This is a genomic window from Vibrio sp. CDRSL-10 TSBA, from assembly GCA_039696685.1.
Taxonomy (GTDB): domain Bacteria; phylum Pseudomonadota; class Gammaproteobacteria; order Enterobacterales; family Vibrionaceae; genus Vibrio.
Genome location: CP155566.1, coordinates 1674271 through 1693872, shown reverse-complemented (window position 1 = coordinate 1693872; position 19602 = coordinate 1674271). Strand labels below are relative to the sequence as shown.

At 47.1% G+C, this 19602-nt stretch carries 8 protein-coding genes and 6 pseudogenes; 3 read left to right on the top strand and 11 right to left on the bottom strand.

Going from position 1 to position 19602, the window contains the following annotated elements:
- The first annotated feature begins 1496 nt into the window (after positions 1–1496).
- Positions 1497–1736 (top strand): hypothetical protein, encoded by a 240-nt coding sequence (locus ABDK09_15325; GenBank protein XAW90692.1) that lies wholly within the window; start codon positions 1497–1499, stop codon positions 1734–1736.
- Positions 1737–1818: 82 nt separating this feature from the next.
- Here ABDK09_15325 and ABDK09_15320 read toward each other — a convergent pair whose 3' ends face one another.
- Positions 1819–2136: a DUF3634 family protein gene (locus ABDK09_15320; protein XAW90691.1), complete on the bottom strand. Its 318-nt coding sequence runs from the start codon at positions 2134–2136 to the stop codon at positions 1819–1821.
- A gap of 11 nt (positions 2137–2147) precedes the next feature.
- Positions 2148–2598: pseudogene (gene matP / locus ABDK09_15315) on the bottom strand (macrodomain Ter protein MatP).
- Positions 2599–2863: 265 nt separating this feature from the next.
- On the opposite strand from matP, the pseudogene ABDK09_15310 reads away from it, so the two are divergent.
- A pseudogene (locus tag ABDK09_15310) lies at positions 2864–4514 on the top strand (Lon protease family protein).
- 65 nt (positions 4515–4579) lie between these two features.
- Complete coding sequence (gene fabA, locus ABDK09_15305) at positions 4580–5098, top strand: bifunctional 3-hydroxydecanoyl-ACP dehydratase/trans-2-decenoyl-ACP isomerase (GenBank protein XAW90690.1); 519 nt, start codon at positions 4580–4582, stop codon at positions 5096–5098.
- A 162-nt stretch (positions 5099–5260) separates the two neighbouring features.
- On the opposite strand, the gene rmf is transcribed toward fabA, so the two are convergent.
- The 9 genes and pseudogenes from rmf to ABDK09_15260 all read right to left on the bottom strand — a co-directional run bounded on the left by rmf (position 5261) and on the right by ABDK09_15260 (position 19237).
- Complete coding sequence (gene rmf, locus ABDK09_15300) at positions 5261–5434, bottom strand: ribosome modulation factor (protein XAW90689.1); 174 nt, start codon at positions 5432–5434, stop codon at positions 5261–5263.
- A 165-nt stretch (positions 5435–5599) separates the two neighbouring features.
- Positions 5600–7321 (bottom strand): DUF3466 family protein, encoded by a 1722-nt coding sequence (locus ABDK09_15295; GenBank protein XAW90688.1) that lies wholly within the window; start codon positions 7319–7321, stop codon positions 5600–5602.
- 7 nt (positions 7322–7328) lie between these two features.
- Positions 7329–9246: pseudogene (locus ABDK09_15290) on the bottom strand (ABC transporter ATP-binding protein).
- On the bottom strand, positions 9224–9472 hold the full coding sequence (locus tag ABDK09_15285; protein XAW90687.1) for a glutaredoxin family protein: 249 nt from the start codon (positions 9470–9472) through the stop codon (positions 9224–9226). The pseudogene ABDK09_15290 and the gene ABDK09_15285 overlap by 23 nt, the downstream one beginning before the upstream one ends.
- A gap of 20 nt (positions 9473–9492) precedes the next feature.
- A pseudogene (gene rlmKL, locus ABDK09_15280) lies at positions 9493–11617 on the bottom strand (bifunctional 23S rRNA (guanine(2069)-N(7))-methyltransferase RlmK/23S rRNA (guanine(2445)-N(2))-methyltransferase RlmL).
- Positions 11618–12146: 529 nt separating this feature from the next.
- Complete coding sequence (locus ABDK09_15275) at positions 12147–12692, bottom strand: cell division protein ZapC (GenBank protein XAW90686.1); 546 nt, start codon at positions 12690–12692, stop codon at positions 12147–12149.
- Positions 12693–12901: 209 nt separating this feature from the next.
- Positions 12902–13913, bottom strand: a pseudogene (gene pyrD, locus ABDK09_15270) (quinone-dependent dihydroorotate dehydrogenase).
- A 73-nt stretch (positions 13914–13986) separates the two neighbouring features.
- Positions 13987–18830: pseudogene (locus ABDK09_15265) on the bottom strand (NAD-glutamate dehydrogenase).
- 185 nt (positions 18831–19015) lie between these two features.
- Entirely contained in the window at positions 19016–19237 is a 222-nt protein-coding gene (locus ABDK09_15260) for a DUF2835 domain-containing protein (GenBank protein ID XAW90685.1), read from the bottom strand.
- Positions 19238–19602: the final 365 nt, after the last annotated feature.

Sequence of the window (19602 nt, the reverse complement as noted above, 5' to 3'; positions counted from 1 at the left end):
AACGTTAAAAGGAATCTAATGATCGATACGATAATGAATCCAACACAGATTTTATTAATTACCATATTGATAAAAGTCTCTAACTTTTAGCAATATGGTAATTATATACTTTATGGTAAATTGGTTATGTTCAATAGAAATCATACAGATAAGAGGAAAGGGAAGCTACATCAGAGCCGTACCTATATCCATATATATTTTATTTAACATAATATACATAATACGTACTTGAGTTGTAAGAGCAAAGTAGCTAGTTCTTACTTAATCTTCGCTAAACCTTGGCTTAAATTGCGGTAGTTTGCAGTAATCTACGCACCTGATAATGCTTAATCAATTAACGCTCATGATTCAAAGCCAGGATTAAATCTGTATTCATTACTCTATGATGATACGACGTGCGCTGTACGTTCTATCTTTTTAACTCGTGACTCTTGATTCAAATCTATAACCATAGAACTCTTGGTTCGTTGTCGGCCGACCAAGACTTTTGCCTGATGAAGTCTGTGACCGTTTGTCTTTGTTCATTCATCGAGTCCTCGATGTTGAATCTTCTAATCTGCCTATCTAGCATTAACGATTAGCGCCAAGTTTACGGCTTACCGCTAATCGTCCATTCAGTTCTTAAATTCTTATTTTGTTTCTCCACATACCATCTTCAAAATTTCGGTCTACAGTGACTGCCTGTTGCCAATTGCTCTTATAACCAACAGCGGGATCATCAGGATAAATTGAAGTCCATTGCATCTGTTGGCCTTCGCATTGTTCTGCATGAAGCCCGAAACTGTTTGGTTGGCTGATTTTTTCTGTCGGTATCGCTGCTTATAAACCTCAGCTTCATATTTCTGGACAGATCATGGTGTGAGCTTGTGAAGACTTCTGTGAATATCACATTTGCTTGAGAATGGCCGAGGTATTACGAGTCATCTTTCCCAGCTCCAAGTCTACAATACTTGCTAGCGTATCAGTTTGAGCTGACAGCGGAAAAACAACGGTCTTAGCAACCTAACGCACCGAAATAAAAGAAAAATATTAAACGTTACAACGTCATGGTTCATAGATAATGCATCTCCGTGATCCCGGCTTTGAACTGGTAACTTCCCTACTTTATTTGCTTGGTTTTGGCAAAGTCAGTCATTTCAGGAGTGTGTCGTGCACACATTAAACCCGGATAGGTTCAGTGATGGAACATCTTCTAAATATGTAACTTGCATTTATGGTGCTTAGCATTTGGTAACTGTGTGAAGTGTATTTGGTTTAGGTGTGTTTCCGGTTTAGTCGGTGTGATTGGTTTAGTTATAGTGCATCAGATATGGCAATTTAAGTCATTGTGATGCTTTGCCAGCTAAACTTTCCATAGAGCGTTCAATCTATTTGCTATCATATTGGATAAATCAAATGTATCTCGCCTCGGACACTTGCAATCATAATTGATTATCCTTTTGATAAACAAAGGGGTTTGCTATCATAATGCGCTAAGTCGATTTAATGGAAATACCATGGCAATAACCATCCGCGATATAGATAACCACCAACTGATGTTATCGCAACTCAAAGAGCTGACTGAGCTCCCTACCATGTCAAAAAGCCTGATTCAGGGAGGCTACCTGGCTTTGCAGTATCACCAACTTTACCAACAGCAACAAGAAGAGAATCAAAAGTTGCGCAGTGAACTCGAATCGCTGCGTGCTAAGGTGGATGGTTTCGTCGATGCTTTTGAAGCGTTGAAACGACGGTAAGCTAAGCTTTCGTCACACAAAGAAAAACGGCTGAACACAAGTGCTCAGCCGTTTAGCATAAATATGTGACCTGGTAACTTAATCAGCGCCCTTTCTTGGTATTGCCGTTGCTGCTCTTAAAGCCTTGGTGCGGAAAGACGTTGCGAATGCGCTGCTGAATTTTTTTCGGAACCTGATTCGAGAAGACCAGTTTAATGCCGGTGCGTTGTTGGTAAACTTTCAACTCACCATCAAAAGGTGTCACTTCACCAATTTCACTAACATTGTGTTTAAATGCCGGCGGGAAATGGCCTTTCACATTTTGAATGGCACCATCTTTAAATTTTACTTTCAGTACAGGGCGGTCAACCGCAACCAGCCAGAAAATAACAATCGCAGCTACTAAAATCACATACAGCATATTGCTTACTCCTAATCAGACAGCAACTTACTCAGGTCTTCTTTCAAGTTAGATACAGTGCGGCTGGCCTTTTCACTGCGCGATGCTTCGCTTAGAAGGTATTCAATCGCGTCAGATAAAGTACAGCCCAAATCATTAGCGCGAACCGACAATTTTTCCCACACACGGTAGTCCAGATCGATCGACTTTTTGCGCGTGTGTAGCTGCTCAGCGTTGAAATGACGTTTACGCTTGGCACGAATGGCCTGCTTGAGCTTATTCTCAAGCTCGGGAGCCATATGCTGTTCAATCCACTCGAGCACCAGGGTTGGCTCATGTTCAATTGACTTTAAGTTTCTGAACGGCGGCATCCGCTTCACTGCGATCGATATGGCATGTGATTGCTTCGCCATCTTTCCACTTTTTAATGAGATACTGCCACTTCCAACCACATTCAAGGTTTTCAAGTTGTTGATATTTCATGCCAGGCAATTCCGGTTAACGTTAGGGTGACAGCGTAACCCAGAAGTGACTTAACTTTCAATTCAATCCGCAAAAAACACGACTGGGATCATTAAACTTTCAGTCAGTTAACTCAGATTAAAACAGTGCTGTATGGTGAAGAGTATAGCGTGAGTTCGCTCGCTATTGAGACAAATCGAAAATATCCACTCTGTGTTCATCTTAGCTATTCGTGCATCCGGTTTTTCTATATAATTTGGCTCTTTTTCATCATTTCGACGATTCAATGACACAAGATATCTGGCGTCTGGCGACGCCTCAGTATGACCAGTTCAGCGCTGACTTTTCTCAATACCCCAGCCTGCCGCCTGTTTCTCTGTTTGAAACCCAGAGCAGACTTTCTCTCGCACTTGAACGATTCATACATATCAAGGGTTTTAGTCGCATTCTGCTGGTGAACGGGCCTGACAACTCGATTTACCGGACATTAATCAAAGAGCAGCTGGAGCATGCTAATCCGGCTCAGCCGGTCATCACCACCGAAACGCTGGATATCACGGCCATCTTCGGTCAGGTTAAAGCGCTGAATGGTGAAATAATCAGTGAAACCCCGGGCTTACTTGATAAAGCCAATCATGGCTATCTGATTGTTTCGGCAAATTTATTATTGGCCAATGCGTTGGCGTGGCCAATGCTTAAGTCTGCCGTTCTCGGCGACCCGATCTCTCCGATCAACTGTGATCCCAAGTCACCGTTGCACACCACGATCAGCAAAAATTACAACATCAAACTCATTGTACTTGGCGATCGCACCCAATTGGGTGACATCGATTATCTTGATGCCGATATTCACTCCGGACTGTGTCTGTTCAGTGAACTAGAGATGGACATCAAAATCGATACTGATTCAATTCGAAATTACCTTGGCTATCTAAGTTGGATTACCAAGCGTTACACACTGCCCGAGCTGGACAGCGGAGCCATTACCGCGCTGATGACGGCTGGTGCACGTTACACGGAAGATCAGCACTATGCACCGCTGTGCGTGATGTGGCATCGCTCACTGCTAGAAGAAACTGCGCTGCTGAGCCAGGGACAATTGATTAACAAATCTCACATTGAACAAGCGCTCGACCAACGCTACTACCGTGAATCCTATCTGCCGCAACGTGCGCTGGATGATATTCTCGATGGCCAGGTTATTATCGAAACTCAGGGCGAACAGATTGGCCAGGTTAACGGCCTGACCGTTATTGAAGTGGCTGGCCACCCCGTTTCGTACGGTGAACCAGCGCGTATCTCCTGTGTTATCCACTTTGGTGATGGCGATATATCTGACGTAGAACGTAAAGTGGAACTTGGCGGCAACCTGCACGCTAAAGGCATGATGATTATGCAGGCGTTTCGTCAGCAGTGCTCTGGATCTGGATATGCCGTTGCCATTTTCCGCTTCGGTAGTATTCGAGCAGTCTTATAGTGAAGTGGATGGCGACAGTGCATCTCTGGCAGAACTGTGTTCACTGGTCAGTGCCCTTTCAGAATACCCGATTGACCAACAGATTGCGGTAACCGGCGCAGTCGACCAATTTGGCCGCGTGCAGGCCGTAGGCGGCCTTAACGAAAAAATTGAAGGCTTCTACCGCGTATGTCAGCATAACGGCTTTACTGGCAAGCAAGGCGTGATTTTGCCAAAAAGTAATCTAAAACATCTTGCACTTCATCAATCTGTCGTCGAAAGTATTAAGAATGGTGAGTTCAACATCTGGCCGGTATCCAATGTGGATGAAGCGATACCTGTACTGATGAAGAAGCCGTTCCGTGGCGATGATGAAGAAAGTGTTATCAGCCGAATCGCGGAACGAATTGATAACTTTGAAAAACACGTTCAGCCACAAGGATTTGTGGAACGCGTCAAAAACTGGTTTGTTTCAAACTGATCGGAGTTGTTTGGCGTACACGTGTTCACTAACATGCACCCTATCAAAAATTGGAGTAATTGATAATGCAGAACAAACGTGACTCTTATAACCGTGAAGATCTTCTAGCCTCTAGCCGTGGCGAGCTGTTCGGTCCTGGATACCCTCAGCTTCCAGCGCCTAACATGCTGATGATGGATCGCGTGACTAAGATGTCTGAAACAGAAGGCGATTTTGGTAAAGGCCTTATCTTAGCTGAGCTGGACATCACTCCTGATCTTTGGTTCTTTGACTGCCACTTCCCTGGCGACCCGGTAATGCCTGGCTGTCTTGGTCTTGATGCAATGTGGCAACTTGTTGGTTTCTTCCTTGGCTGGGTTGGCGGCAAAGGCAAAGGTCGTGCTCTGGGTGTTGGCGAAGTGAAATTCACTGGTCAAATCCTGCCTACAGCGAAGAAAGTGACTTATGAGATCCACATGAAGCGCGTTGTTAACCGTAAACTGGTTATGGGCCTGGCTGATGGTCGTGTTCTGGTTGATGGCAAAGAGATTTATGTGGCTAAAGACCTGAAAGTCGGCTTGTTTACAGACACTTCAGCGTTTTAAGTACCTGATTTTATCAAAACCGTTCAAACGAGCGGTTTTTTTATACCCACAATATTTAGTTATAGTGCATTAGAGTAACCGTATTGACGTCAACTCCCCTTGTTTCTGCAGGCAAATAAAAAGCCCCTTTCGGGGCTTAACATCCTTGATGTATGTGGAAATTTATTTATAGAGACCTAAAGTTTTATCTTCTCTAGCATCTCGCCAACCACCTAGCCAATAAGATCGGGCATCCATCTGTTGATAAGGGCATTCTTCTTGTGAGCGGCCATTAAGACCGGCTTTATAACCCTGAGATTGAGCTCTTTCCAGGCGATCACGCTTCTGTCTCTTCATAGTGCAGTCCTCATACAGTAACTTGTGTCTAACTTACAACTATTAAAATAGTGTGGCATTTGCATTACCACACCATTAAGAATTGCTCAAAAAACGCACTTTCTCAAGACAAAAAAAAGCACAAGTCCAGATCTGTGAACTTGTGCCTCGTTTGACAAATTTTTGCTATTTTCTACGGAACCCAATCAGGCCCAGAACTGCCAGCATCCACAACCCGAAACTACCGCCACTGCGTTCTGTGGTCATCTCGTCTGTGCCACGCGCACTGATGTCTGAACTGGTTGCACCAGGGATTGGCATCAGTTTAACTGCGACCGTGGTCTCGGTACCATCACAGCTTGCGTTATACGCAGTCGTAGAGTAGCCACCATCACACTTGATCGCTGTAGCAGCAATCACACCGGCATCGTTGATATCGCGAGCATCGATAATACGATACTGGTTATTGTTACTCGAATAAGTACCGCCATTGGTAAGGTTATCCAACCACCATCCTTGATCATTAAACACCGCTCGGCGCGTTTCATCAGTACCTGTACCGTCATATGGATAAATAAACGCACGCTTGCGACGTGGCTTACCACTAGATTCACGAGTCGATTCTGCGTCCACCTGTCCTACAATTTCGTTATAGTTGTTGATGCCACCGGCTTTACCTCCAGCGCCGTCAAAGAAGATACCGCCACTGAGATATTTAGCTGATAAAGACGAGGCTGAAACATCATCGATAATAAAAATACGAGTGGATGCTGCACCGTTATAAATAACGCTTCCTGAACGCTTTGACTCACCAATAGCAACTAAATTACTGTTTAAAGAGGTGAGCAAGGTATTACTGTAAATGTAATCGCCGCTATCTACGCCGTCTTCGCGAACCGTCGCGTCACTGATCGCTTTCGACGACCAGTTACTTGCTGTCCAGGCATTATCGATTGAACTACTGATATCAACCGAAAACACAACCGCGTTCATGTAGTTGGAAGAACCAGTTTCATAGGTGTTATATCCAACACCATAAATATGATCACCGTTGTCAACAAAATCACGCATGCTGCCCTGGGCGAAACGATTATTACGGATCTGATCGACATCGCTAGTCCCCCAGGCAAGCTGTACTGAATCGCCGGATGAACTCCATAATGCCGCTTTAGATGAATAGAAAGTACCTTCATCACTGGTTGCACTGGTTGAAATACTACCTGACGTGTAAGTACCATCCGTTTTCCAAACCCGAGTCTGGATTCCGGAGTCATAAACATCAGATGTTCCTACGAATCCAGTTACACTGTTACGGCGGTAAGATGTTACATCACCCAGAGTGGCGCTAATACCTACCGGTTCAGCATCAGAGGTCAGGCTGTTGACGACAACGTTGCTGGTTTCGTCAATCTGAGTCCCCACCGTGGAGTCCCCCAGAAATGCAATTGAGTTTGGCGTTGTCTCACCACTAATCTCACTACTCCATGGGCGCCAATGCACCTGAGCCCAAGATTCACAAGTTGCATACAACAATTGGTTATCACAGTAGCTCTCAAAATCATCTTTACTCTGGATATAGATAAAAGCACTGTCCATACCAAAAGGCACTTCTTCGCGATAGCTTACACCGTCGACAGCCTGCCCCGCACTGACAAGTTCAGTACGAGTTTCACCAGCCAGAGTAAAATCACTTTCGCTGCAATTTGAAGCTGCAGAATCAAAACACCCTAAATTTTCGTCAGTGCCACCGGATGCTGTACCCGGTTGAATCGCTACACCAAAGCTACTCTGGTAGTCAAATGTGGTGCTTGGTGTCACTTCTACCACCTGATACAGCGCAGCAGAGGCTGTGCCGGAAGACAGAATGGCAGCGGTAATCAGTGTCAGTTTAAACTTGTTATTTATCATAGGTTCATTAACTTTCCTGTTGCATTGCTTCGAGCTCTTCCCAACGCTCAAAAGCAACTTCAAGCTCCTGCTCGGTCGCAGCTAACTTGTCTAAAATGGGTTGTGTCTCTTCGGCAGGCTGACCGAAAAACTCCGGGTTATTGACCTGCTGTTGCAGAGCTTCAATCTCCGCTTCTAATTCTTCGAGTTTGACAGGCAAGGCTTCCAGTTCGCGCTGCAGTTTATAGGATAACTTCTTCGACTTCGGCTTTGCAGCCGCCGTTTTGGGAGTTTCCTCAATCACTTTTTCCGTCTTGACGGTTTTTTCAACACTGCGCGTCTGGCGTACTTGCTGACGTTGTTGCTGAGCGTCATGGTAGCCGCCAACAAACTCTTCTATCACGCCGTCGCCTTCGAAAATCCAACTAGAGGTCACGGTATTGTCAACAAATTCACGGTCGTGACTGACCAACAATAACGTACCTTGGTAATTGGCAAGCAATTCTTCTAAAAGTTCCAGAGTTTCGATATCTAAATCGTTGGTTGGTTCATCTAGCACCAACAAGTTGTTTGATCTGAGGAAAATGCGCGCCAGTAACAGGCGGTTTTTCTCGCCGCCAGACAGCGCCTTGACCGGAGTACGGGCACGTTTAGGTGCAAACAAGAAATCCTGCAGGTAGCTCAGAGCATGGCGCTGACGACCACCAACCATCACTTCCTGCTTACCGTCAGCCAGGTTATCAATCACAGATTTTTCCGGATCAAGCATTTCACGGTACTGGTCGAAATAAGCCACTTCCAGCTTGGTACCACAATGCAGACGGCCACTGTCCGGTTGCAGCTCACCCAGCAGCAGTTTCAGCAAGGTACTCTTACCACAGCCATTCGGGCCCACCAGCGCAATACGGTCACCACGCATGATGTTGAAACTGAAGTCATTCACGATGGTTTTACCATCGATGGCGTATTGCAGATGCTCTGCTTCAAACACAATTTTGCCTGAACGCGCTGCGTCATCAATTTGCAGGTTAACTTTACCCTGCACTTCACGGCGCTCACCGCGCTCCTCACGAAGCTTCTTCAGTGCACGCACACGGCCCTCATTACGGGTACGACGTGCTTTGATGCCCTGACGAATCCACACTTCTTCCTGAGCCAGTTTTTTATCAAATTCAGCGTTTCTGCATCTCTTCGATGCGCAGTTGCTCTTCTTTATCAACCAGGTACTTTTCATAGTTGCCCGGGAAGGAGTTCAGCTGGCCGCGATCCAGGTCAACAATTCGGGTCGCCATGGACTTAATAAACGCACGGTCGTGAGAAATGAAGATGATCGAACCCCGGAAATCTTTCAGGAATCCTTCCAGCCACTCGATTGTCGTGACATCCAGGTGGTTGGTTGGCTCATCAAGCAGCAGAACGTCCGGGTCACACACCAGAGCGCGGGCCAGCGCGGCTTTACGCTGCCAGCCGCCGGACAATTCAGTCAATTTAGTATGGCCATCCAGATTAAGCGCACTGAGGACGTTGTTGATGCGGTCTTCAAAACGCCAGGCACCGGAATGCTCTAACTGCTCCTGAATACGGGCTAAGCGATTAATGTTGGACTCGGTCGGCTCGACAGCCACCAGATCCAGTAGATCCTGATAGATCTTAAGTTGCTGACCCACTTCTGCCAGGCCACCAGCCACGTAATCATACACATTGCCCTGCTGGTCGCGCGGCGGATCCTGCTCAAGACGGGAAACCACCACATCCTGAGTGACCTGCATTTTGCCGTCATCCATCACTGTTTCGCCGGCCAGTACTTTCATCAGAGTTGATTTACCGGCGCCGTTACGGCCAACAAGACAGACGCGCTCATTTTCCTGCAGCGCAAAGTCCGCATGGTCAAGCAGAGGGTGATCGCCAAATGCGAGCAAACCGTTATGAATGGTAATTAATGCCATTAGTTTCTAACCATTGAGTTAATTCGTTGAGATCAAAAGGCCAATTCAGTTCTGAATCTTGATAAGCGAGCACAGGGATTGTGACCCCGTAACGAGAGAATAGAGCGTCGTCGAACGCAATGTCGACGACCTCTACCTGATGAGCTGCATTAGCCTGCGTGAGTAATTGATATGCCATTTCACAAAGGTGGCAGCCTTCCGTGCTGTACAGTGTGATTCTATCCATTGCACCGACCTTTTGCGCTGTTATTGCTGATGAGTAACCAGCCAGCAGTTGTGAATGTGTTTGTTGCGTTCAAAGTCCAGTGGCAGCGTTTGAGAAGAAATGTTCTTCGCTTCCAGGCCAAGTGTGGCCAGTTGCTCCAGGTCCATTTTGAAGTGGCGTTTGTTATTTGAGAAAACAATCGTGCCGTTCGGACGCAGAATACGCTTCAGGTGCATCATCAGCTGGATATGATCACGCTGCACATCAAAACTCTGCTCCATACGCTTGGAGTTAGAGAATGTCGGCGGGTCAATAAAGATCAAATCATACTGACCGGTCGCTTTTTCCAGCCATTGCAGACAGTCGGCCTGAACATACTGATGCTGACGCCCTACCTGGCCGTTTAACGCCATGTTCTCTTTTGCCCAGTCCAGGTAGGTTTTCGACATATCGACCGTCGTAGTCGATTTCGCACCACCCACCGCGGCATGCACAGTGGCAGAACCGGTATAAGCGAACAAGTTAAGGAAATCCTGGCCTTTGGCCATTTGCCCCAAACGACGGCGAGTCAGTTTGTGATCCAGGAAACAGACCCGTATCGAGATAATCGTACAGGTTAACAATCAGCTGTACGCCGTATTCGTGCGCATGCATCTTCTCGGCCTGCTGACCCAGCTTCTGATACTGATTCGTGCCTTTCTTCTTCTCACGTACTTTCAGCACCACGCTATTGGCGTCAACGCCGGTCACCTGAATCGCTGCACGAATAATATCGGTCAGACGACGTTTGGCTTTTTCTTCCGGAATATTCTTCGGCGCCGCGTATTCCTGAATCACCAGGTGATCAAGGTAGACATCTATCGCCACGTTGTATTCCGGCAGGTCCGCATCGTAAATACGGTAGCAATCCAGCCCTTCGCGTTTAGCCCACTTGCCAATTTTACCAATGTTCTTTTTCAGACGGTTGGCAAAATCCGGCGCAATCAGACTCTGTTGTTGCTCACCCTGTTGTTCAGACGCTTCACGTGCAGAAATACTGTAGTTCTTCTGATGACATGGCAGTGCGCCGTTATTCATCTTGAACTGTTTCTCGGCACGCATACGCAGGCAACTCAGCAGTTCATCTGAACTGGAGAAAATCGATGCCTGACAACCACCAAACTCCGCTTTGAGTTGAGCACCAAATGCGGTGTAAAGCGCAATCAGACCCGGATGAGTGCCAAGACGCTCACCATATGGCGGGTTACACACAATCACGCCTTGCTCGAAACCAGCCGGACGTTTAACTGTCGCTGCATCGCCTTCAGCAAATTCAATCAGCTCACTGACACCGGCACGGCGCGCGTTGTCTTTGGCCACCTGAATAACACGCGGGTCGTTATCAAAGCCAAAAAACTTAGCGTCAACTTTCTTGACGCCTTTGCGAGCCTGTACATTGGCTTCGGATTTAATCGTCGCCCACAGCTCAGCATCAAAATCTTCCAGTGCTTCAAAGCCCCATTTTTCACGCTTTACACCGGGTGCAATATTTGCGGCCATCATGGCAGCTTCAATCAGCAAAGTACCTGAACCGCACATAGGATCGAGCATTGACTTCGTTTCATCCCAACCACTGCGCAAAATAATTGCCGCAGCCAAAGTCTCACGTAGTGGTGCTTTACCCGACTCCGGGCGATAGCCACGAACGTGCAGACCACTACCGACCATATCAATGCCCAGCAGCGCTTTATCTTTATGCAGGCGAACGTGCAGACGAAGATCTGGTTGATCTTTACTGATCGACGGACGAGGCAGGTTTTTCTTCTCGAAACAGTCAACGACCGCATCTTTCACTTTCATCGCGCCGTATTGGCTATTGCGGATTTCGCGGTTGGTACCATTGAAATCAACCACGAATTTCTTCGAGCTGTGGAAATGGTTAACCCAGTTGATTGCAGTCGCCGATAGGTAGAGATCCATATCGTCCTGACAAGTGAACTCTGCAACCACACGTACGAATCGAGAAGCGAGGCGGCTCCATAAGCAACAACGGTAAATTTGCTCCTTTGTCGCCTTAAATTTCACCCCTGCCTGGACTGGCTTGGCGTCGGATATGCCTAAATTTGTTAATTCTTCGACTAACAGGTTTTCAAGACCGTTCGAAGTCACCGCTAGATACTGATTCATAGTGCTCTTTAACTGGTAAAAATGGTTTCAGATTATAACTGACATTAAAGGTCATGCCTAAATCTAAACGAATCATTTCTTGAAAAACCTGCCTGGTTGGCGAATAGAGCAGCAATTACTCCTTTCGTTATCCAACAACCACTCTGCCTGCCAGTTGAACAATATTTCACCTGATTATCAGCCTTAGAGCGATAGTGAGTATTTATTCACTTCAAATCTGGTATACACCAAACGATAAACTAGGGTGTAATTTAGTTACAAAAGCAGGGAAAACCGGAATAAACTGGTGATTTTACACTCGGCATAAAGCAGAAAAGACGTCACTTCAGCCTTGCAGACGGGAAATTAATTAGTGAAAAGTTTGAACTGGACCCCAAATTTCTGGCAGCCCCAATTCAAGATAAGTGAGTTAAGACGGGGTCAAGCAGGAATTTCAGGCAAAAAAAATCGGCCTAAAGCCGATGGGAAATATAAAAAGAAACGAAATAAAGTAGGGAAACGTTTGTGATGCGGAGCTAAGGGCTGCTGGTTAACCAACCAGAGCCATGGTCGGCTCCGCAACAAAAATATGGTTCGCGTTTGTCATGCGGTCATGCATGACTTTAATCACCTGGCCAAACTCCAGCTGTTTACTGCCGTTCAGCACGAAGGCATCTAAATCGGCTAAAGCGCACAAGCTGGCACTCTCTCCGACTTCCAGAACAATGAAATAGCCCTGATTATAACCGTTGACCAGGCTGACAATGTCCCCTTCTTCAGGTACAGACTCATCGCCCTGGTAATCAAAGAACCAACTCTTAGGCTGAACCGGTTTATGAAAACGCTTGGCCGCCACACAATACAGGGCAAGTTCAGCTTTACGTGGTTCGCTTAAATCAAGGCCGCTGATGCGTTCCTTGTATGTTTGATAGTCTGATGCGTCATCAACACTAAAGTGATTATCGGTGAACCCGCAGTCCACCAGCAGGTTGCGACTAAGATTGGTACGGAATACCATCTCCTCGCCCAGGTCCAGCATCAGATAGCCTTCGCTATCTGAATAGTACCAACTCCATTTGTCACTTGGTTTAAGCATTGTTCCGATTCTCAATTTATTAATTTTCAAACGATTAGGTAAAACGCTTAATTACCTTTGCCAACGAATTACTCTAATTCTAAGAACGGAACAGTAAAAAAAAAGAGGAAATGATTATCTCATTCCCTCTCTCGTCACCTTGTCACTTCTGACAAAATGATCTTGCATGTCAGTATCTTGCTAAGATTGCTTGTACCAGCTTGACTTGATCACAGATTCTTAACGATGTTGCTGACCAGTTTCGGACCGTGATAAATGAAACCACTGTAGACCTGAACCAGTTTTGCCCCGGCCATCAGTTTCTCTTTGGCGGCAACAAAAGAATCAATACCACCGACACCAATGATCGGAATCTCATCACCCAGTTTCTTGATACAGACATTTGATCACTTCCGTACTGCGCGATTGCAGCGGACGACCACTCAGGCCCCCTGCTTCATTGGCATTCTTCATCCCTTCCACCACTGAACGATCTAATGTGGTGTTGGTTGCAATCACACCATCAATCTTGTTCTTCAACAGTGACTGACAAATCTGCTTAAGCTCTTCATCGGTTGAATCCGGTGCGATCTTCAGTGCCAGCGGAACATATTTGCTGTGTTGAGTCGCCAGTTGTGCCTGACGTACTTTCAATGCAGCCAGCAGTTCATCCAGTGCTTCACCATATTGCAGTGTGCGCAGTCCCGGTGTGTTCGGAGATGAAATGTTAACCGCGATGTAGCCTGCGTGCGGATAGACCTTATCCATGCAGATCAGGTAGTCGTCGACCCCTTTCTCGATCGGCGTGTCTTTGTTCTTACCGATGTTAATACCGATGATACCGTCAAAGTTGGATTTCTTAACATTTTCAACCAGGTGATCCACACCTTCGTTGTTGAAACCCATACGGTTGATGATGCCCTCTGCCGGGATCAAACGGAACAGACGAGGTTTGTCATTACCAGGTTGAGCGCGCGGAGTGACCGTGCCTACTTCAACAAAGCCAAAACCCATTGCGCCAAACGCATCGATACATTCACCGTTTTTATCCAGACCAGCCGCTAGGCCTACCGGGTTTTTGAAAGTCAGTCCCATGCATTCGACAGGACGGTCAGGAAGGTGTTGACGATAGAAGAGATCGAGAGGTGTACCAGTGAAACGTTTGAAATTTTGAATGGCGAGTTCATGCGCCTTTTCAGCATCCAGTTGAAAAAAGCCAGCTCTGGCTAAGCGGTAAAGCATTGTGCCTCCGAAAGAAAAAAGCCCCGATTAAACGGGGCGTTATTATTGACGTATTTGTCTGACAATTCAATTGTTATTCGGTTGCCTGACAGTTTAAGTTGAGCAGCATCAATTCCCGCATCGCCACAGAGAACTTAGCAAACTCATGCACAGTACCGACTTTGAATTCATTAAGTATGTTTTCCCAACGGTGCAACGACATCTCGTTCGCTTCGATCCAGCCATCCAGCAGTGTCATCACATCATTACACTCAGTATCACAGTTGCAATTCAGTACCTGAGCGGTGAGCTGACGTTGCTGCCAGTCGAGATCTTCACGGAACGCCGCACGGGCCAGAGCCTGCCAGTTGTTATCAACCGCCTGACCATTGATCTGTTTCAGGAACCAATGCAGTGAGAGTCGATCGCCAAGGTTGAAGTACAGTTTGGCCGTTTGTTCAACACTTTTGCCACTTTCACGGGATACTGTGGATATATCCAGTACTGAGTAAAGACTCGACAGACGGGCAACATAATGGGCCAGTTCTGACTCTACGCCCTGTTTCACCCAAGCTTCAGCCATTGCACTGTGTTCAGCCACTTCATCAGCCACCAGCAGTTGATCAAGTTGTTTGGCGATGGCTTTTACATCAGCCTGATAACTGTCAATCAACATCTGCACCGAAGGTTTCGCTGTCCGGTTACGCAGGAACCAGCGCGACAAGCGACGCAGGGTGCGGCGTACATGGAACATCACATCATATTGCGCTTCACTGCTCGCTTTGTTATCCAGTTTGCGCGCTTTGTCCAACACAGAATCGAGTTGGTAAATTTCGCGGGCGGCTGCATACGCATTAGCAATATCAACGACGTTAGCCCCGGTCTCTTCCTGCAAACGGGTAATGAAGTTACAGCCCATTTCATTAACCATCTGATTGGCAAGAGCGGTCGCAATGATCTCCTTACGCAGCGGATGATTATTCATCTGCTGAGAAAAGTCACGGCGTAACGCAGATGGGAAGTAACGAACCAGCTGAGTGGCATGAAATGCATCATTGGCGATTTCATCACACGCCAGTTCGTCTTTCAGAACCATCTTACCGTACGCAACCAGCACAGCTAGCTCCGGACGAGTCAGGCCCTGTCCCTGCTTTTCACGCTCAAGCAGAGTTTCATCATCCGGAATATATTCCAGACCACGATCGAGATGACCGGCTTTTTCCATATGATGGATAAAGCGAATCTGCTCTTTGACTGCAGCAACACCTTGCTGCTCTGTCACAGAAATCGACTCAGACTGGGTGTACGCGTCTTCAATAACAATCTCACCCACTTCCTGTTCCATAGATTCCAGGATCTGGTTACGCTGCTTAATGGTCAGATCACCGTTCGCAACTAAACCGTTAAGGAAGATCTTGATATTAACCTCATTATCCGAACAGTCCACGCCACCGACGTTATCAACAAAGTCAGTGTTAACCCGGCCGCCGTTCAGCGCATATTCCACCCGGCCCAGCTGGGTCATACCCAGGTTACCGCCTTCACCAACAATTCTGGCTCGCAGTTCGCCGCCATCAATGCGCAGCGCATCATTGGCACGATCGCCGACATCGGTATTGGTTTCCCGTGATGATTTCACATATGTGCCAATACCACCATTCCAGAGCAGATCGACTTCCATTTTCAGGATCATCTTGATCAGTTCATTGGGCGCGGCGCTGGCTTTTTTGGTCCCCAGCATTTTCTGGATTTCCGGCGTCAGGCTAATCGACTTCGCTTTACGCGAGAAGATACCGCCGCCTTTAGAAATCAGCTCGGCGTTGTAGTCTTCCCAGCTCGAACGCGGAAGATTAAACAGACGCTGACGCTCCTGCCAGCCTGACGCTGAATCCGGTTCCGGATCGATAAAGATATGCAGGTGGTTAAACGCAGCCTGCAGACGAATATGTTGTGACAGCAGCATGCCATTACCAAACACGTCGCCGGCCATGTCACCAATACCTACCGCGGTAAAGTCCGTGGTCTGGCAATCGATGCCCAGTTCACGGAAATGACGCTTAACGGACTCCCAGCCACCTTTCGCAGTGATCCCCATCGCTTTGTGGTCATAACCGTTTGAGCCACCCGAAGCAAATGCATCACCGAGCCAGAAGTTATACTCTTCCGATACCGAGTTGGCTAAATCAGAGAAAGTCGCTGTACCTTTGTCCGCTGCGACAACCAAGTATGGGTCGTCTTCATCGTGGCGAACCACATTCTTCGGTGCGATCAACTCGCCTTCGATAATGTTGTCGGTGACATCCAGCAAGGCGCGGATAAAGCGTTGATAACAGCGCTGACCTTCCGCGAAGATCTCATCGCGGGTCGTCATCAGGTACTGTTTCTTACAGACGAAACCGCCTTTTGCTCCCACCGGAACAATCACGGTATTCTTAACCTGCTGCGCTTTCACCAGACCAAGAATTTCAGTACGGAAGTCTTCCTGACGATCAGACCAACGCAGACCACCACGCGCCACTTTACCGCCACGCAGGTGAACACCTTCAATGTCCGGAGCATAAACAAAGATTTCAAACGCAGGTACCGGCGCGGGAATGTCCGGGATCTCGCTTGGTTTCATTTTCAACGCCAGCCACGGTTTCGGCTGTTTGTGTTCGTCGGTCTGGAAATAGTTGGTGCGCAGCGTGGCACTGATCATTTCCATGTAACGACGCAGAATACGGTCATCATCCAGGCTTTCGACGTTATCCAGCTGTTTGGTCAGCTTGGTCATTAAGTCGGCCTGACCTTTAGCTGCACCTTTGAACTTCGGATCAAAACGACGCAGGAACAGATCCACCAGCCCTTTGGCCAGCTCCGGATAATGGTTGAGTGTCTCTTCAATGTACTGCTGACTGAACGGAAATCCGACCTGACGCATATAGCGTGCGTAGGCGCGCAGAATCGATACTTCACGACCGGTCAGTGACGCGCCGAGAACCAGACGGTTAAAGCCGTCATTTTCCAGGTTACCATTCCAGATCGCCGCAAACGCCTGTTGGAAACGATCACGCGCTTCACGCAGATCAACCTGCTTGTCGCTCTTATGCAGCATGGAGAAATCAAGGATCCAGTAGGTCTGACCGTTCGATTTAACGATCTCATACGGCGATTCACCGATCACGCGCAGGCCCAGGTTTCTCCAGCATCGGCATTACATCCGATAAGTGGATAGGCTCATCACGATGGTACAGCTTCATGCGGACCGCTTTAGAATCCTTACTCTCTTCCTGAGGGCGGTAGAACAACATGCCAAGCTTGTTGTCTTCATCCAGAGATTCCAGCGTCTCAATATCCGCAACCGCCGAGCCTGGCATCATGTCTTCTTTGTACGAACGCGGGAAAGCGTGCAGGTATTGTTTCGACAGAGGCAGACCTTTGCTTTCACCCAGGTTCGCCACGATCGCTTCTGACAGACGATCATCCCAGCTCGTAGATGCTTCCATTAAGTTTTGCTCTATTTTCTTCACATCGACATTCATGTTGTTGTTATCAACACGAACAATGTAATGAGTTCGGGCCAGCGGGCTTTCCGAGAAATAAGTGGTGAACTCCACTTCTTGCTGACAACCGAAATAATGTTTGAGAATACGCTGCGTTTGACGACGCAGTTCGGTGTTGTAACGCTCTTTGGTCACATACACCATACAACTGAAGAAACGGCCAAACGGGTCTTTACGCACAAACAGACGGATCAGGTCACGATCCTGCATCTGTACCACGCCCATCCCCACTTCAAGCAGTTCTTCTTCACGCGCCTGCAGCAGTTCATCACGCGGGTAATTTTCCAGAATATTATGCAGTGCTTTGTAAGCGTAGGAAACCCACCCGATAACCACTGGCTGCCAGTATCCGTTCGACCTTTTCACGGATCAGAGGAATACTCTCCACTGCCTGGTTATACACGGCTGAGGTGTAAAGGCCGGTAAAGCGGTGTTCGCCAATCACCTTGCCTTTGTCATCAAACTTTTTAATGCCGATATAGTCGGTATAAGCCGGACGGTGAATACGTGACTGTTTGTTGCCTTTGGTCAGAATCAGAAGAAACGGCTTTTTCGCTTCCAGACGTGCAGAGTCCGGGAAATTGGACAACTTCACGCAGCGCACCCGACTGGCCAGAGAAAACAGGCCCAGGCCCGCTTCTTCAGTCGGACGCAGCTCGGTATCACCTTCTACATTGACCAGGTCATACTCTTTGTATCCCATAAAGGTAAAGTTGTGGTTACCCAACCAGCGCAAAAACTTGAGCGTTTCTTCATAACGGTCAGCATCAACCGGAATACGATCTTTCTGCTGCTCGAGAGAATGGATCACCTGTTCCAGTTTTGTCGCCATGGGTTTCCAGTCCTGAACCACCAAAGCGGTGTCATTCAGAATGGTCAGAATCTCATCCTTGAGTGCATTCATTTCTTCCTTGCTGCTCAGCCGGTCCACTTCAATGTGGAACAACGACTGCAGTGGCCCTTCGCCCTGATTGATGTTATCAATCGAACCATCTGCTTTGCGGGCAATTTGAGTCGGGCCATTGAGCATCAAGTGTGCCGTCAGTTCCAACCGGCTTAACGCCATCTTAATCGAATCCACCAGAAACGGGCTGTCCGGTACCACAATCTCAACGATGGTATGCGTGGACTGCCAGCCTTGCTTGCTGACTGTCGGGTTAAACACCCGAACCGAGCGCTGCGAAGGCGATTGTTCACTGATGTGATGCCACAGGCTGACAACAGCACCATACAGGTCAGATTCGTTACGTTCAATAAGGTCATCCTGAGCGACGTTACTGAAGAGATGTTGGGCGAGTTGGGTGACGAGGGGTTGATGAGCAAGCTCAAGTTTGTCTTGAATCAGTTGATACACTTTTTCAAGCAGAACCGGCATTAAACTTTCACGCGCGGTCATAGGCGACTCCAGATATTAGAATTATATGCTTGTAGGGTATGCAGTAAGCATAGTGCTTACACTTGGTAATGCATGGACCATTGTAAAAGTTTTATTGATAAAACGTTAATGGTTTTGGGGCCGGAGCGCGGTGAAATGTTTGAGAATGTGACTGATGTACCTGTTTAAATAACTACAAAAATCCTTTATGGCAGAACTTCTAGCTTTACGAACTTGTTATTGTGGTCAGTTGTCAGACGAAATCGACCTTTTACTCCAATCTGACTCAGAAATGGTCGGAAGCGACTGGCAGGCAATTGCAGACGCAGCCCCTGTTCGGTGACCACCAATACCTGACTGGCCGCACCGGAATAGTGGGAAAGAAATGCCTGATAGGAAATATTGAGCGAGAAAAAATAGTGTGTCACGTTAAGAGCCCGATGAATACCAATGGATAAATGATAAGTTATTGCCAATAGACAAGTGATTAACAATAAATAAGTTATTAAAAATAAATAAGTTATTACAAATAAATAGCCACAAAGTCTGGCGGCAAACAACTTAGCGCGGAACTGTTTACCCTAAACCAGTTTAATGCCATACACAGTTAGTAAAACTAAATAGTATGTAAAACGAAATAGTTAGAAAAACGACATACAAAGTTAGAAAAACGAGTGGCACCGAAGCGCCACTCTTTCACAGCTCACATGTCTGAACCAGCACAGATCATTACAGCCTGGTTTCTAATCCAGACTGAGCGATAGCACTGACTGTTCAGTGCGTTAATGACTGA